General features: G+C 41.1%; 10 protein-coding genes and 1 tRNA gene. All 11 read left to right on the top strand.

Annotated elements, in window-relative coordinates:
• Nucleotides 1-3: 3 nt before the first annotated feature.
• The 11 genes from recC to LX64_RS24135 all read left to right on the top strand — a co-directional run bounded on the left by recC (nt 4) and on the right by LX64_RS24135 (nt 16,336).
• Nucleotides 4-3,204 (top strand): exodeoxyribonuclease V subunit gamma, encoded by a 3,201-nt coding sequence (gene recC, locus LX64_RS24185; RefSeq protein WP_111600285.1) that lies wholly within the window; start codon nt 4-6, stop codon nt 3,202-3,204.
• Complete coding sequence (gene recB / locus LX64_RS24180; protein ID WP_111600284.1) at nt 3,205-6,624, top strand: exodeoxyribonuclease V subunit beta; 3,420 nt, start codon at nt 3,205-3,207, stop codon at nt 6,622-6,624.
• 34 nt (nt 6,625-6,658) lie between these two features.
• Nucleotides 6,659-7,537 carry a hypothetical protein gene (locus tag LX64_RS24175; protein WP_111600283.1) on the top strand — a complete coding sequence of 293 codons (879 nt, stop codon included), beginning with the start codon at nt 6,659-6,661 and terminating at the stop codon, nt 7,535-7,537.
• Nucleotides 7,538-7,558: 21 nt separating this feature from the next.
• A tRNA-Leu gene (locus LX64_RS24170) sits at nt 7,559-7,642 on the top strand.
• 418 nt (nt 7,643-8,060) lie between these two features.
• Complete coding sequence (locus LX64_RS24165; RefSeq protein ID WP_111600282.1) at nt 8,061-9,461, top strand: MotA/TolQ/ExbB proton channel family protein; 1,401 nt, start codon at nt 8,061-8,063, stop codon at nt 9,459-9,461.
• A gap of 1 nt (nt 9,462) precedes the next feature.
• Nucleotides 9,463-10,179, top strand: a complete 717-nt coding sequence (locus LX64_RS24160) for an OmpA/MotB family protein (protein ID WP_111600281.1) — start codon at nt 9,463-9,465, stop codon at nt 10,177-10,179.
• Between the two features lie 4 nt (nt 10,180-10,183).
• The gene (locus LX64_RS24155) at nt 10,184-10,993 is read left to right on the top strand and encodes an HNH endonuclease signature motif containing protein (protein ID WP_111600280.1); all 810 of its coding nucleotides are present in this window, start codon (nt 10,184-10,186) and stop codon (nt 10,991-10,993) included.
• A gap of 384 nt (nt 10,994-11,377) precedes the next feature.
• Nucleotides 11,378-11,968 (top strand): (2Fe-2S)-binding protein, encoded by a 591-nt coding sequence (locus tag LX64_RS24150; RefSeq protein WP_111600279.1) that lies wholly within the window; start codon nt 11,378-11,380, stop codon nt 11,966-11,968.
• Complete coding sequence (locus LX64_RS24145; RefSeq protein ID WP_111600278.1) at nt 11,965-12,945, top strand: FAD binding domain-containing protein; 981 nt, start codon at nt 11,965-11,967, stop codon at nt 12,943-12,945. The genes LX64_RS24150 and LX64_RS24145 overlap by 4 nt, the downstream gene beginning before the upstream one ends.
• Before the next feature lie 10 nt (nt 12,946-12,955).
• Entirely contained in the window at nt 12,956-15,175 is a 2,220-nt protein-coding gene (locus LX64_RS24140; RefSeq protein ID WP_111600277.1) for a xanthine dehydrogenase family protein molybdopterin-binding subunit, read from the top strand.
• 9 nt (nt 15,176-15,184) lie between these two features.
• Nucleotides 15,185-16,336: a cysteine desulfurase family protein gene (locus tag LX64_RS24135; protein ID WP_111600276.1), complete on the top strand. Its 1,152-nt coding sequence runs from the start codon at nt 15,185-15,187 to the stop codon at nt 16,334-16,336.
• Nucleotides 16,337-16,340: the final 4 nt, after the last annotated feature.

The following is a 16,340-nucleotide window of genomic DNA, read 5'->3' as shown; positions in this document are numbered from 1 at the left end:
TTTATGGCATTATTTCTCAAGGTGTCGAATTCGTTAGAAAGCTTGGCAGAAGGATTGATTAACGACCTGCAAACGGCCAACTATAGCGTATTTCAACCTCACTATATTATTACGCAAACCGAGGGTATGAATAACTGGTTGAAACACCGGCAAGCATACCAAGTAGGTATTGCTGCAAATGCCCGGTTTCTAAAACCGAACGATTTGCTATTCCAGCTATACATGATTTTGGGAGGACCGAGTATTCAATCCATGTCGTCCCAACATCTAAGTTGGCTGTTGTTTAAACTACTCGGCGAACCGGAGTTCATAGAGCGTTACCCCGATGTAGCTGCTTATTACCTCGATCACGGTGAAGAAACGGATTTGAAGAAGATGGTATTAGCCGAGAAAGTAGCCGATTTACTCGATCAATACCAAGTATACCGCCCCGGCATGATCCAGCAATGGAACCAAGCCGATATGCAAACATTGCAAACAGAAGAGTGGCAAGAATGGTTATGGGTAAGGGTGAAGCAATTGTCGGGTGATATATTGCCTGATAAAACGCTTATTGGGAATTATATCCTCGATATACTAAAAAGTCAACCGGAGAAACACAAGTCGCTCGTTAACCGGATGCCTGCCATTCACCTATTTGGCTTATCCATCCTAACGGTATTCCACGTAGAAATCTTGCACGAGGTATCGAAGGTGATTGATGTACATTTCCATATCCTGAACCCAGCACCCGGCGTGTTTTGGTTCGAAGATCGAAACGAGAAACAGTTAGCCCGTTGGCGCGCGAAAGGGTTACAAGATAGGGTAGATGCAGCGGTTGTTGGGAATGCTTTGCTCACCGGTTGGGGAAAGGTGATCCAAAACAGCTTTGCCCTATTTTTTGCGAACGATGGTTTCCTTAATGCCTACGAAGAAATTGGCGTGGTGGAACCTCGTACCGATTCATTATTACACAAAATCCAACACGATATATTTACAGCCGCTACAGATCATCGCACCCGTTTTTCGGAGAATGATTTAACCGATGGCTCTATAACAGTACATGCTTGCTACACCGTTGCTAGGGAAGTAGAAGCGTTGTACAATTACTTGGTGCATTTGTCCGACCAAAGGAGAGAGAAATTATCATCCCGCGATATCGTGGTGATGGTTAGTGATATTGATGCTTATGCACCCTATATCAAAGCCGTGTTCAACCACGCACCGCACCGTTTTCGTTATACCATCGCCGATGAAAGCTATGCCGATAACGATAATCTTTTCAATGCACTACAAGCGGTGTTGTTGTTAGACGAAGAAACATTTGCCGCAGAAGCGGTAATGCAATTGCTCGATTTCTCGTACATCCGAAAGCGCTTTAACCTAAAAGATCCCGTGTACTTACGCCCCGCTGTTGAGGCCGCGAATATTAGGTTTGGCATTGAAGGTAATAAAGAAGACGAAACGCAATATGTAAGCTGGAAATACGGTATTCAACGGATTATGTACGGCATTTGTATGAGCGGCGAACCCGAATTCGGCGAATATACCGATAGCTTTTTCCCCTTGGATATCGCGGAAGGGCAAGAAGCATACGACTTAATCCGCTTTTGTCATTTCGCGCAAGTGCTTATCACGGCCGTAGAAGAACGCCGCGAAGCGCGTAGTATTGCCGATTGGGTGAAGTACGTAGAGCAATTACTGCATAGCCTTGTGTACGAACAACAAGACGAAAGCGATGAAGATTATACCACCTTGTTAAAGGAACTTTCAGCATTCAACTTATTACACGAGTACCTGCCTGGTAAAGTGCCCTATAGCGTGTTTGTACATAGTTTGCTGAATGTGATTACTGGCACCACGCGTAGTAGTCTTTTTGCGAACGGGGGTATTACTTTCTGTTCACTTATTCCAATGCGTAGTATACCGTTTAAAGTAGTGGCGTTATTGGGATTGAACCATGATAAATTCCCCCGCAAAGAGAATAAATCGAGCTTCGATATTATGTCGAAGGAACCGAAACGGGGAGATCGTAACTTGAAGGAGAACGATAAGCACCTATTCCTAGAAACAACCATTTCTGCCCAACAGTATTTGTACATTAGTTATTTGGGTAGAAGTGTGAGCGATAATACGGCCATTCCGCCTTCCGTTTTGGTAGACGAGTTATTGGATTATATTGAAGCCGGGTACAATGGCAACCCGGAAGATGTGCGCAAGAAATTAGTGAAAGTGCAACCCATGCAGGAATTCAGTCGTAAATACGGCCAAGTACCTGGTTTGTATAGTTACTTGGATGTGAACGCCCTGTCATCCCTTCACTTCATTAACCCTAATAAAACAATTGAAGCACCACAGCTAGAAGAGTTTACTTTGGATATGCTCACGAACTTCTTCAAAAACCCGTTCAAAGCATACTACAACAAAGTACTCGGCATCTATTTCAACGATGATCCTATTTTGTTGGGAGAAACAGAGTTGTTCAGCTTAGATAAGTTGCAGCAATGGGGTATGAAACACAAGCTGCTACCTACACAAGGTATTACCCCGGCCGAACGTGCCGCCTTGGTGAAAACGGGTAAGTTGCCATTGCGCAATATGGCCTATGTAGCGGTTCAACATGTAGAAGAAAAGGTGCAGCCTGTACGAGCCTTATTTGAAGCCTGTACAGCAGGTAAGTTGGCGGAGCGTTTGGATTTTGATATACAGGTTGATGAAGTAGTGTTGAAATGCAGCTTAGAAAATGTATACGATGGCACATGGGTAAAAGTATCGTGGTCGACCCGCGATTTACGGAATATGATCGAAGCCTATATTGCCTACCTAGCTGGCGTAGCCGCCGGTAAACTAACAGGTTTACAATTCATTTCCGGCGCCGCTAAAGAACAAGTTTTCGAGGCAACATCCATTAGCCGGGAAGATGCAATACAGCGCCTTCGTATCTTAAAGAACTTCTATTTACAAGGGCTAACGGAGATACTTCCATTCTCCCCCGACTTCGATATTGAACCCGCTAAAATAGCAGGAATCGATGAAGAGAAATTTGCCAAGCTGGTGCATGATATTTTCGAAGGTGGCAAGTTTGCCAATAGCGACAGGTACATGGTAAAGGAATATGAACGTGGTTATTTCGACCAACCTAGTCACGCTATTACCTTCAAGCGCGTTTGCGAGCAAGTTGTTGCCCCGCTGGCCGATATTTTTCCAGGTTATTACAGTAAATAAATGACGAACGAACGATATAAACATTTTGATGCCCTTACAGTACCGCTAGAAGATAGTAACCTCATTGAAGCCAGTGCCGGTACAGGGAAAACTTATTCTATTGCCATTCTCGTGTTGAGATTGGTACTGGAGAAACGTGTGCCTGTGAAGGAGATATTGATGGTAACCTTTACAAAGGCTGCCGTAGCCGAATTAAAGGATCGTATCCGTTTGTTTATTCGAAAAGCCTATAAAGTAAGTTTCGGGAACGAAATAGACGATGATAATATCACAACACTTGTATTACAAGCCGTGGATGCCGCCGATCCTTTAACTGTGAATCACTTGTTACGGGATGCGGTGTTGTTGTTGGATGAAATATCTGTTTTAACCATCCACAGCTTTTGCCAGCAAGTATTAAACGAATATGCATTTGAAACCGACCAATTATTCGGTGCTGAAATGGTGCCAGATACGAGTCCTATTGTAGAGAAAGAACTCAATAAATTCTGGCGTCGACAGGTAACTACTTTGCACCCGGCATTATTGCAAAGCTTATGGAGTGAAGGCATGAGAAGTCGCATGCAGAACGTGTTACAAGAACATATGAGCGGTAAAAAGTACTTGGGATATGATGACACAGCCGATTATGGAATATCGTCATTCCGCCAAGATGATTGGATGACCCAACATGCGCAATTGTGCGAGCATAAAGAGGTAGCTTTGAATGCGCTGTACGACTACATCAATAAAAACCAACCCAGCATAGCTACCGCTGCCAAGAAAAATGCACATGCGAAGAAGGCCTTCGAGCCATTGTTGCACGATGCTGCCGCGTTTGTAGCGATGTTGAAGGAAAAGAAGAATGGTAGCAAACCGCCCGCGTATATACATGAATTGTTTTGTGATATAGTAGAATTGATTGATAAACAAGAGGGGATCGAATCGGAGATTACAAAACACTTAGACAACATTCATCACTGGTTAACTTGCTTTGCCATAAGCAAAGTAGGGAAGGGCGTGCAGGGTTATATGGCACGTAATAACATGTTAGGGTACGACGATTTGATTGTCAACCTACACAAAGCACTCGTGCACCGGGATAACCCCAAGCTAGTAGAAAAGCTGCAAGAAAAGTACAAAGCCGTATTCATCGACGAGTTCCAAGATACCGATCGCCAGCAATACGAGATTTTCAATACCGCTTTTGGCAGCAATACCATCTTGTTTTACATCGGCGATCCCAAGCAAAGCATCTATGCATGGCGCAAGGCCGATATTTACACGTATTTCGAAGCCCGTAATAGCGTGCAGCATTTGTACGATATGAATCATAACTTCCGCTCGTCGACCACTATGATCCAGGCGATGAATATTTTTTTCAGACCTACGCCGGGTTTTGATACTTTCTGTTTTAAAAATGAAGTAGACAGTATTGATTATATAGATGTGGAAAGTCCTGCCGAGAACCGGAAAGGATTGCTTTACTACGATCAACAACCCGAAATACCCATTACTATTTTCGAAAGTAAAACCAAGTCGGAAATAGCTACCGGCGTAGTGGCCCAAGTAGCCCAGCTATTGGTTGATACAAAGTTCAAGATTGTGAAATCAAACGGTACAACCAGTGCTATTACACCGGAAGATATTGGCATTTTGGTGAGAACAGGCAAGGAGGGTTTGGAAGTAAAGCATGAATTAGCGAAACAGGGTATTCCTGCTGTGCTAATCGATGAAGTGAAGGTATTGAATACAGCAGAAGCCATTGAAGTATATTACTTACTAGAAGCGATAGAATCGCCTGAGCGCTCGACCATTAACCGTTCTTTGTTATCGCCGCTAACTGGGTTTTCGGTAGATGACATGCTACATTTGGATGATGAAGTAGTATTATCCTGCTTCACGAAATACCGCGAGCTATTCGATAAAGATGGTGTGTATACGGCGCTAATGGCCTTTTTTGCCGATTTTAACGTGCGTACTTCTTTATTGAAGAACCGTGCTGAAAACGGTGAACGCATTTTAACCAATTTGCTGCAACTCACCGAAATTGTTCACCAAGTACAAAGCAGGCGTAATTTATCTTTACGTGATTTGATCTCTTGGCTGAAACGTGGTATTGATGGAATGGCTATTCCCGGAGATGAGTATACACAAAGGATGGAAAGTGATGAGGCTGCTGTAAAAATTGTAACGATTCATAAAAGTAAAGGCTTAGAATACAATATTGTATTGGCCCCTTATCTTGATTTTACAGAACGGGAGCGAGATGATTTTGTGAGCTTCCGTGACCCAGAAACAGGCGAATATTATAGTGCCGAGCAAGGCAGGCAGAGCGATGCGCAGAAACAAGCTTACCGCGAGCAGCAAGAGCAAGAAAATAGGCGGTTAGTATATGTAGCCATTACCCGTGCCGTATACAAATGCTACATATATAGCAACCTACGGGCCAGCAAGTCGACCTTGAAAGTGTTTGTCAACGAACTAAAGGGTATGTTTATCGATGCAGCACTTATTTCAATACAAAGTCAACTCCCAACGATGCCCACTGTGCCATATAAAGAGCAGGCACTTCCATCGAGCGGGCCACGCAATACAAAGCAAGTTTTTTTCCAATTAGAGGAAGAGCATTGGCGGAAGATGAGTTACACAATGCTAAGTGCCAAAGCAGAACTTAAAAGCCTGCCTTATGGTGAAGCCATAGACGATGCCTACGACCAATTTATATTCAATACCCTCAAACGTGGTGCTAAAACAGGTAACCTCTTACACTTTATCTTCGAGAACATCAGCTTCTCCGACGATTCGAAATGGGAATACTGGTTAAAAACTGCCCTAGATCGTTATTTGCCTGGGCAGGATGAGGTGTATATGCCTATGCTACAGCAACTGGTGCAGCACGTTGTACGCGTACCATTACAAGTGGACGGAAATACATTCCAATTATCCGCTGTTGGGAAGGAGAAAAGGATGACGGAGTTTGAATTTGATTTCCCCGTATCCTTGTTTCAACCCCATGCACTCCAACAATTATCAAGCGATGATGTAAACATTCATGTGCGACGCTTCTCCGATTATAATCAACAAGAAATAGAGGGCATCATGAATGGTAAAGTCGATTTATTCTTCGAACACCAAGGCAAATTTTTCGTGTTGGATTGGAAGTCCAACTACTTAGGCAACCAGCTGGAAAGCTACAATGCTGCTGCTTTGTTAGCAGAAATGAACAACAATAACTATCATTTGCAATATTTAATTTACACCGTTGCCGTAAAGAAATACCTGTCTACACGCTTGCCAAACTTCGACTATGATAAACATTTTGGCGGTATTGTGTACCTATTCTTGCGTGGTGTAAGGCAAGATAGCACAACTGGTATATTTACAGTGAAGCCGGGAAGGAAGCAGATAGAGGAGTTGGAGGCATTATTGGGGAACTAACAAACGCTTCATTATTCAATAACCTAACTATTTAATGAATCATTCAGTAGTATACTTCAAATCCCAATTCCGAAAAACGCTCGAGTTTTACTTGAAAAAACCTGGGAGGTTAGAAGAGCGGACGTATGTTATATTACCGGAAACACTAGAGGGTGTACCTTGTGTAGATTCCGATAGTGACATTATCAATTGGTGGCGATTGCCGGGATATATTGCTGTGAAACTTACATTGAACGAGGTATGCGATTTGTTGACGAATCGTGCACGGATTCCCTTGTGGGTAAAAGTGAAGGAACAAGACGATGGCATTATTATAATACATACATGTAATCGGTATAGAAAATGGAAAGATGTAGTTAATCACCACAGGGAAAATAATGCCACCTTCGCTCCCTTTATTTTCGATAATCAACTTCCTATTCAATTCGATCCATCGCTAGAAAGATGGGGGCTGATTCGTAAGCTGTTTTGGCAAAGAGGACTGTCTCTAAGTGAAAGATCAATCTATCAACAATCACCTCTCTTATATAGTGAAGTAAGCACTTTTTTCGAGCGATATTTTGAGGGAAACATATTTTACCCAGGTGCCTATAATCACTTTCATCCAGGTGAAATGAGGTACAGTCATCTCGTAATGGAGTACGATAGGAGGAATAATCGATTTATTGTTTTCGAAAACGAAAAAGCTACAGCACTAAAACAAAAGAAGGTAAAGTATGCTTCATCCAACTTGTCAAATACATTACACTACTATTTACAACACGAGAAACAGTACTGCATAGAAGGTGTGCAAATAGAAATAGATGAAGAAATTCCATTCGAATTAAACGAACAAAAGAGCTCGTTTAAATCTTTTTTCAAAAGAAAGTTTGGAATTATAAAAAACATCTTTACATTTGCATCCCGCAATTGATAGAATGGTTGCGGCTTTGAGGCCCAGATGGCGGAACTGGTAGACGCGCTAGACTCAAAATCTTGTTATCGAAAGGTAGTGCAGGTTCGATTCCTGTTCTGGGCACAAGATGGTAAACGCCATCTCTACATTGTAGAGATGGCGTTTTTGGTTTTAGTATGTTTAGCTTTTTATTTGGACTGGAATTTCAAATGCTGGATCGAGTGAATTACGCACATCCTTCAAAATACTTGTTTTTGTTTTCATAAGCCGCCAACGCTTCCAATACAATAGGCTTTGCCTTTCTTTTAAAAATATTGAATACCTTACCAAGGTATAAACATGCTAGTTTATTATCCTTTCTTTTGGAGCGAGCCTATTGTAAATATGTTACCTTATCCTACTCATTAACCAATCTATCCAAAAATAATTTGAATTTTTTTTCGTGGAACTTTCATTTGCATAACCAGGATTTACTTATATGTAATAGCATTAAATATGTGAAAAATATATATATTAGAGGTTTGAAACCCATTTACCCTATATGTTTGAAGCAATATTTATTGGCATCTTTGCATGCGTTGTGTTAGCATGTGTATTCTATGTTCAACGATTTAAGAATGAACAACACAAACCCCAGGAATCTTATAACTTCTGGAATAACCAATATATTTTCGATGCTATTCCTTCTATTTTTCCTACACTAGGCATCCTATTTACAGCAATCGGGGTTACGATTGGTTTACATGGATTCGACACAAGTAATATCCAAGAAAGTATTCCCTTATTATTAGAAGGGTTAAAATCTGCATTTGTTGCAACCATCCTAGGTATTGCTTTATTAATTGTATTTCAAAAATACACAGGTATTATCCAAAAGAAAATCGATAGTGCCCCCAATAAGCCTAAAAAGCAATCAGATGAAGTTTCTGCTCTTGCTGATATAGCACATGTTATTTCACAAATGCAACGGGAGAACAGTCAGCATTTAACAACACTGGTTAATTGTATCCAGGTGGATGTGGTAGGGAAGTTGGATGGTATTTTACAACAATCAGTAAACCAGCAAGCTGGAATACATCAAATGATGGAGCAACAAATTGGCCAGTTGAAAGACATTGGAGCTAATATAGATTATATACGTAATGCCCAATTTGATATAGGTGTTAAAGCTAATGCAAACTCAGATTTAATTGTAACAACAATGAAGGCAAACCGTGATGAGTTGAATAAACGATTTATTGAGTTCGCTGATATTTTAAAGAAAAACAATACGGAAGCTCTTGTAGATGTAATGAGGAATGTAACCGAACAGTTTAATACACAAATGAATGAGTTAATTGATACACTGGTAAAGGAAAATTTCCAAGAACTGAATGAGAGTGTAAACAGGTTAAATGGCTGGCAAATTGAAAATAAAGCCCAAATAGCTCAATTAACGAACCATTTTAAGCAAACTACTGCTGCATTTGAAAACTCTTCCAATACAATGCAAACAGTTTCCCAAAGCCTTACTATACTTACGCAAGAAGAGGGTAAGTTGCACCTGTTAATTAAACAACTAGACCAGGTAATGATTAACGATACCAAGTTTGTTGATATTACCCAGAAGTTAAGCGCAAGTACAATTGCTATTAATTCTGCAGCTGAAAAGTATGATGAAACAACTAATAAATTAAATGATTGGATTAAGCATGAACGCGGTTTTAAAGACGCAGCAACCATTCTTATTCAGAAAATGGAAGAGTTTAGGAATATGAATAGTGATGTTTGGACGAACTACAGGAAAGAAATGAACGAGGCTGTTAATATTATTCGTCAAACGTCTAATAGCTTGAACGAGAATGTTAAAAATATTAATGCCGAGTTCTACGAACGTTTAAGTACCACGATGGAAAATCTCGATAATTGCATTCAACGTTTTATGATTGGAAATAGAAACTAGCATGGCAAATAAGAAAGAAAACTTTTGGATACCATATGCCGATCTAATGACGGTACTTATGCTGGTGTTTTTATTCATTTCTCTTGGTTTTATGGCACTTGTTCAATATCAAAAGAAAAAACAAGACCAATTATTTGAAAATTATAAACTTGTAAAGGAAAATTTGTATCTCGATTTAGAGAAAACATTTCATAACCAGGCAACAAAGTGGAATTTACAATTAGACAAGGATCTATCGATTAAGTTCACAAATCCAGAAGTACTATTTCAACCTGGTAAAGCTGAAGTAACTGCCCAGTTCCAAGATATACTAGCGGCGTTTTTTCCTAAGTATTTAAAGGTGATACTCGACCCTAAATACAAACAAAGTATTGCTGAAATCAGAATAGAAGGGCATACTGATCAAACACCGACAAACGAAACCAACGACCCTTATATTGATAATATTAAACTCTCTCAAGATAGATCAAGACAAGTGCTAAAATTCTTACGCAATTTACCCTGCTATAAGGCCCTTACCTTAGAGCAACAAATGCAATTGCAATATATGCTTACAGCAAATGGTCTTTCTTTCGGAAGAACATTAGATAAAAATAGAGATTATACAATTAATTCAAGAAACGAGATTGATAAACAATTGTCGAGAAGGGTGGAATTCAGAATTGTAACATCCAGCGAACAATTAGTAGAAGAAATTATTCAACAAATTCATCCATAGTACCATGCGTTTATATGCATTCAATAAATTAGAGGAGAAGCTCACTCAGTTAGGGTATCCACAGATGAAGGAAAGTGGTTTTAAAGTAATTAAGGTTGATCTTACCCAAGAAGAGATTAGCGGACATATTAGTTATAGACAAGACGGTGTTTACCGAACCATTAATAACCAGGCTCAAAGAGGGTATATGTATATGTATAGTTACGATGTAGCTAAACATAACCAGTACCCAAAATTTCATATCATGAAATGCAAGACCATCGTGGATCAAATGAGTAGGGGAGCTTTCAACACAAAGTATATTTGGAGTAATTCCAATGTCGTAGATGTACAAGAACGAACGACAAGAGATGTTTACCATGATGTTAGATTGTCGCTATGTGGGAATTGTGCTAAGGAAGCGGTGGGTACAATAGAACGAACTACCGAGGAATTCTATCAAATGTTATTAGCAAATGCCGCATTAACAATTGATGTGTCGCTTGATAAAAGGCCCTATAATTCAGGCGAGATCTCAAAAATATTTAGAGAAATGATGAATTATACATGTAATGCTTGTTCGCTTAAAATAACAGACCGGATGGATAGGGTATATATGCATATGCATCACAAGGACCATAATCCATTAAATAATTATCCCGAAAATTTAGAATCGCTCTGTTATTTATGTCATATTCATACCGATGCACTGCATAAGGCAAAACTTAATAAGCCAAGAATTAAGCAAAGCCTTGATTATTTCGTCAATAAATATAAAGAGGAATTAGTGAAAATTGGAAACCCATATATCAAAGCTTATTTAACTCAGCTCTAAAAACTGTTAATTGGCCTGCGTAAAATTGGATTCAAGGCCATTTTTCCACCATTCAACCAACTTTTCTCGTCATTCCTTCCTTTTCTCACAGTTTTTTACCATCTTAAGGCCCAATTAAGTGCTTCAATACCATGTTGCTGGCATTTTTTTGGTATATTTAATACATGTGTTTTTGATAAGGAATAGATTGAAAAACGGGATGGTCAAACCCGTTTCCCACGTTGTCTTTTCCCAGCGCTTTAAATGGATTGATTTTCGCAATTATTTGATGCATGTTTACTATGCTGATAAACGAGCGAATTCCGATATTGTAAAATATGGCTGCTTGTAATGTCGTCCAGTTACAACAGTTGAAAAATTGATAGCTTAAATAATTACTTTTCTATGGAAAAACAAACAATCTCGAGGCGTTTTTTCCTATTCACTTCCTCTATGGCAGCTTCACTGGCTTTTATTCCTGCCGGTGTAAAGGCGTTTTACAACAATGTAAAACGAGCCATCGTTCGCTCTAAAGAGAAAGAAACGGTGTCGATTATCGTGAATAAGCAAAAACATACTTTATCGGTCGATAGTCGTACCACATTGCTCGATCTCTTACGGGAAGAACTACACTTAACGGGCTCTAAAAAAGGGTGCGACCATGGTCAATGTGGTGCATGTACCGTGCATATCGACGGGCAACGTGCATTAAGTTGTCTTTCTTTAGCAGTGATGATGGAAGGCCATGAAATAACAACCATAGAAGGTTTGGCACAGGATGGAAAACTACATCCCATGCAGCAAGCATTCTTAGAATGTGATGGCTTCCAATGTGGGTATTGTACACCTGGGCAAATCATGTCGGCCGTAGCCTGTGTAAATGAAGGCCGTACAGGTTCTGTTGCTGAAATCAAGGAGTTCATGAGCGGCAACCTTTGCAGGTGCGGCGCTTATAACGGTATTGTTGAATCCATTCAAAAAGTTGCTGCACGATGAGACCATTCACTTTCCAACGTATCCAATCACTCGATCAAGCCAGCGCAAGAAAAGCAAACGACGGTCACCAATGTATCGCCGGTGGTACGAACTTGCTCGACTTGATGAAGAAAAATATTACTGTGCCAGAAGTGTTGCTCGACATCACCAAGGCATTGCCCGATCAAATCGAAACCACGGCAAAAGGTATCCGCATTGGTGCCATGGTGCGTAATAGCGCAGCTGCTAATCATGATTTGATTCGCTCAAAATTCCCGCTCGTTTCAAAAGCCTTGTTAGCCGGTGCTTCACCACAAATAAGAAACATGGCGTCCATCGGTGGGAATTTATTACAAAGAACAAGATGCCCTTACTTCTACGATACTACATTGCCTTGTAATAAACGCAACCCAGGTACGGGCTGTGGCGCTATTGATGGCGAAAATCGTATGTCGGCTATAGTAGGTTATTCTACTGAATGCGTAGCCGTGCATCCATCCGATTTGTGTATTGCACTAGCTGCTTTGGATGCGAATGTAATCATCCGAACAACCGATAAAAAAGAAACGATTATTCCTTTTAAAGATTTCCATCGCTTGCCAGGTGAAACACCCGAACAGGACAATAACCTGCCTGTTTCAGGTATTATTACAGCCGTGGATATTCCTTCCAACCAATTCTTTAAGAACGCTGCTTACGTTAAACTCCGCGACCGTGAATCATATGCTTTTGCATTGATTTCTGTAGCTGCGGCACTTGAGTTAAATGGGAATAAAATAGTGCAAGCACGCTTGGCATCAGGTGGTGTAGCACATAAACCTTGGCGTTGGTACGAGGCAGAAGCTTTCCTGAAAGGAAAAAATGCAACTCTAGAAACGTTTCAAAAAGCAGCGGCCATCGTTGTTAAGGAAACAAAGCCATTATCGAATAACGCATTCAAAGTACCTATGTTAAAGGGTGCAGTAGAAGTGGCATTACAAAATTGTTTAAACGCTTAATTGTACAGGTATGAGTTTCTTTCGACGTAAAAAACCTGTTTCCAATATGGCCGAAGGCCGCGTGGAAGGTATTTCAAAAGTTACAGGTAGTGGTAAATACGCTGCTGAATATAAAGTAGACAATGTTTGCTACGGTGTTATTGTTGGTAGCACTATTCCTGCAGGTGAAATTGAAGCATATCATTTAGATGATGCAAAGGAAGTAGCCGGCGTTTTGGATATTATTACCCATTTGAACCGCCCAAGCATTCCAGCTTTCGAAAATGAAGAATCTATCAAGAAATCCGGTTTTAGTTTGCCGGTACTACATACAGATAAAGTATTCTTTAAAGGGCAACCCATTGCGCTAGTGATTGCCGAAACGCTCGAAGATGCCACTTATGCAGCTTCGTTGGTAACAGCTACTTACAAACAAAGCTCATTCAATGTTGACTTCGATACCACGCACCCTTCTATACCTTTAGCAGGTACGGGCAAAGAGCGTGGCACTATGGATGCATGGAGTAATGCAGCTTTTGTAGCAGATGCCGAATACAATATCAAGCATGAAGTGCATAACCCAATGGAGATGCATGCTACAATTGCTACTTGGGTAAGTAAGGATAAGCTGAAACTTTGGGATAAAAACCAAGGTGTAAATAATGTACAAGGTACCTTGTCGCGCTTATGGAAAATGCCGGCAGCGAATATTGAAGTAATCAGCGAATTCGTAGGTGGTGGCTTTGGTGCAGGTTTGCTGGTTTGGCCACACGTATTAATGACGGTAATGGCTGCACAACAAGTAAAGCGCCCGGTAAAGGTGGTTTTAACACGACCGCAAATGTTTACATTAGTAGGTTACCGCCCGCAAGCATGGCAGAAGGTGAAAATTGGCGCTGACAAAGATGGTAACTTCTTGGGTATCTTACATCAATCCAAACACAGTAAATCTGTTTACGATAATTACAGGGAAGGGATTACCCGCATTTCCCGCATGCTCTATAAAATTCCCAATGCAAAAACAGAAGAAGCTACCGTTTCACTCAACCTAAGTGCACCTACTTGGATGCGCGGGCCTGGTGATTGTAGCGGCGCCTTCGGCTTAGAATGTGCGATTGATGAACTAAGTTATCAATTGAAGAAGGACCCTGTACAATTACGTTTACAAAACTTAGCGACTGAAATCGATCCAGATACACAAAAGCCATGGTCGACTAACTTCCTCAACGAATGCGTAGAGAAAGGAGCCGCCAATATTGAATGGGCGAAATACCGCAAAGCACAACCGGCCAGTGTGAAAGAAGGAGATTGGATGATTGGTTACGGAATGGCCTGCGGCATGTGGTTCGCTGGACGATCGAAAGCAAGTGCCGGTATTAAAATGCAGAAAGATGGTACCATTTCCGTAGAAACAGCCATGACGGATATAGGAACAGGTACAGGCACAGGCATGCAAAACATTGCGCACGACAACCTAGGTATCCCCAAAAACAAAATTAAAGTCAACCTCGGTAATTCTAATCTACCTGCAGCGCCTAGTCAAGGTGGTAGCACAGGCTTATCTACAATGAGCGGTGCCGTAGTAGCCGCTTGTAACGAGTTCCGTAAAAAAATAGCGGAATTGGCAAGTGTGGTAGACGAGGCATATAAGCATGTAAATCCTGCTGATATCGTATTTACAAAGAACGGTGTGGCTTTGCAAACGCAAGGCAATCGCCCTGTATCATACGAAAACATCTTCGCGAAAAATAACCTAGAAATTATAGATGTACAGGCCACATCTGGCCCTGGCGAAGAACGCCAGAAGTACGCGTTTTGTTCTGGTGCTGCGCACTTCGTAAGAGTGAAAGTACACGCAAAAACAGGTAAAGTGAAAGTAGATAAGATTGTGAGCGTAGTAGATGCCGGGTATGTTGTAAATGATAAAGCCGCAGCAAACCAAATTTCTGGTGCAGCTGTAGGCGGACTGGGGATGGCACTAACAGAGGAACAATTGGTAGATCATAAATTAGGTTGTGTTGTTGGTAACGACTTGGCCGGTTATCACTTCCCAGTAAACGCCGATGCACCCATCATTGATGTATCCTTCATTGGCAAACCCGATGTAAATATTAACCCAGCCGGGGCGAAAGGTTTAGGTGAAGTAGGTATCATTGGAATGGCACCCGCTGTAGCCAATGCTATTTACAACGCAACTGGCAAACGCTTACGCAATTTGCCTATTACGCCCGATAAGGTTTTAATGGCATAACAGCAGCATATGAATGGAAAGCCGGTATATATGGATTACAATGCCACTACGCCTTGTGATCCTAGGGTGGTTGAAGTAATGCTTCCTTTATTTACACAAGAATTTGGTAACGCGGCCAGTCGTGATCATTTGTACGGTTGGCAAGCCCATGAACAGGTAGAAGATGCCCGGCAACAAGTGGCAAAGCTAATAGGGGCGAATACGCAACAAATAGTATTTACTTCCGGCGCTACTGAAGCGATTAATTTGGGTTTGAAAGGAATAGTTGAAGCATTTCCTCACCAGCCCAAACATATCATTACCTGCAAAACCGAACATAGTGCTGTATTAGATACATGTGATTACTTAACATCGAAAGGTGTGGAAATATCTTATCTCGATGTAAATGATGACGGAAAGATTGATCTAGCTGTACTTGAAAGCGAAATACGTACGCATACTATTTGTATAGCGCTGATGTACGCAAATAACGAAACAGGTGTTATACACCCCGTACAAGCAATCAGCAGTATCGCGCATAAGCATGGTATTTTGTTTTTTTGTGATGCTACGCAGGCCGTAGGGAAAATACCTGTAGATGTGTTGAAGGATGGCATTGATATCATGGCATTTTCTGCACATAAACTATATGGCCCTAAAGGTATAGGTGCTTTGTTTATTGGAAACGGGGTGAAGGAGAAGAACCTTCCCTTTATACCACAACAACATGGAGGGCATCACGAAGGAGGGATGCGTAGCGGTACTTTAAATACACCGGGTATTGTTGGTTTTGGTAAAGCTGCGGCGTTATGTGCTATGTTGATGGAAACAGAATCCCAACAACTCCGCCTACTCCGCGATCAATTAGAAAATGAATTGAAAGCAAATATCCCAGGCTTGCAAATAAACGGGGCCGAACCCCGTTTACCACATGTTAGCAATATTACATTGCCACACGGACATGCAGAACAAATACTACTCTCGCTGTCGCAACAATTAGCCGCCAGTAGAAGTAGTGCTTGTAAGGGTTTACTCCAAGCACCTTCCCATGTACTAACTGCAATGGGAATCACTGGTGAACAAGCAGCGCGCGTAATACGACTCAGCCTTGGCCGCTTTACAACCCAAGCCGATATATTACAGGTCGTAGCGCTTTTAACGAATGCCGTGATTTGTAAATGAAAGA

The organism is Chitinophaga skermanii, assembly GCF_003259335.1.
GTDB lineage: Bacteria > Bacteroidota > Bacteroidia > Chitinophagales > Chitinophagaceae > Chitinophaga > Chitinophaga skermanii.
Note: the sequence above shows the minus strand (reverse complement) of the source record. Positions and strands in the feature narration are given on the sequence as shown.

Excerpts from the sequence above, each read along its gene's own strand:
- recC (WP_111600285.1), top strand. The coding sequence starts at position 4 with ATGGCATTATTTCTCAAGGTGTCGAATTCGTTAGAAAGCTTGGCAGAA.
- recB (WP_111600284.1), top strand. The coding sequence starts at position 3,205 with ATGACGAACGAACGATATAAACATTTTGATGCCCTTACAGTACCGCTA.
- LX64_RS24175 (WP_111600283.1), top strand. The coding sequence starts at position 6,659 with ATGAATCATTCAGTAGTATACTTCAAATCCCAATTCCGAAAAACGCTC.
- LX64_RS24165 (WP_111600282.1), top strand. The coding sequence starts at position 8,061 with ATGTTTGAAGCAATATTTATTGGCATCTTTGCATGCGTTGTGTTAGCA.
- LX64_RS24160 (WP_111600281.1), top strand. The coding sequence starts at position 9,463 with ATGGCAAATAAGAAAGAAAACTTTTGGATACCATATGCCGATCTAATG.
- LX64_RS24155 (WP_111600280.1), top strand. The coding sequence starts at position 10,184 with ATGCGTTTATATGCATTCAATAAATTAGAGGAGAAGCTCACTCAGTTA.
- LX64_RS24150 (WP_111600279.1), top strand. The coding sequence starts at position 11,378 with ATGGAAAAACAAACAATCTCGAGGCGTTTTTTCCTATTCACTTCCTCT.
- LX64_RS24145 (WP_111600278.1), top strand. The coding sequence starts at position 11,965 with ATGAGACCATTCACTTTCCAACGTATCCAATCACTCGATCAAGCCAGC.
- LX64_RS24140 (WP_111600277.1), top strand. The coding sequence starts at position 12,956 with ATGAGTTTCTTTCGACGTAAAAAACCTGTTTCCAATATGGCCGAAGGC.
- LX64_RS24135 (WP_111600276.1), top strand. The coding sequence starts at position 15,185 with ATGAATGGAAAGCCGGTATATATGGATTACAATGCCACTACGCCTTGT.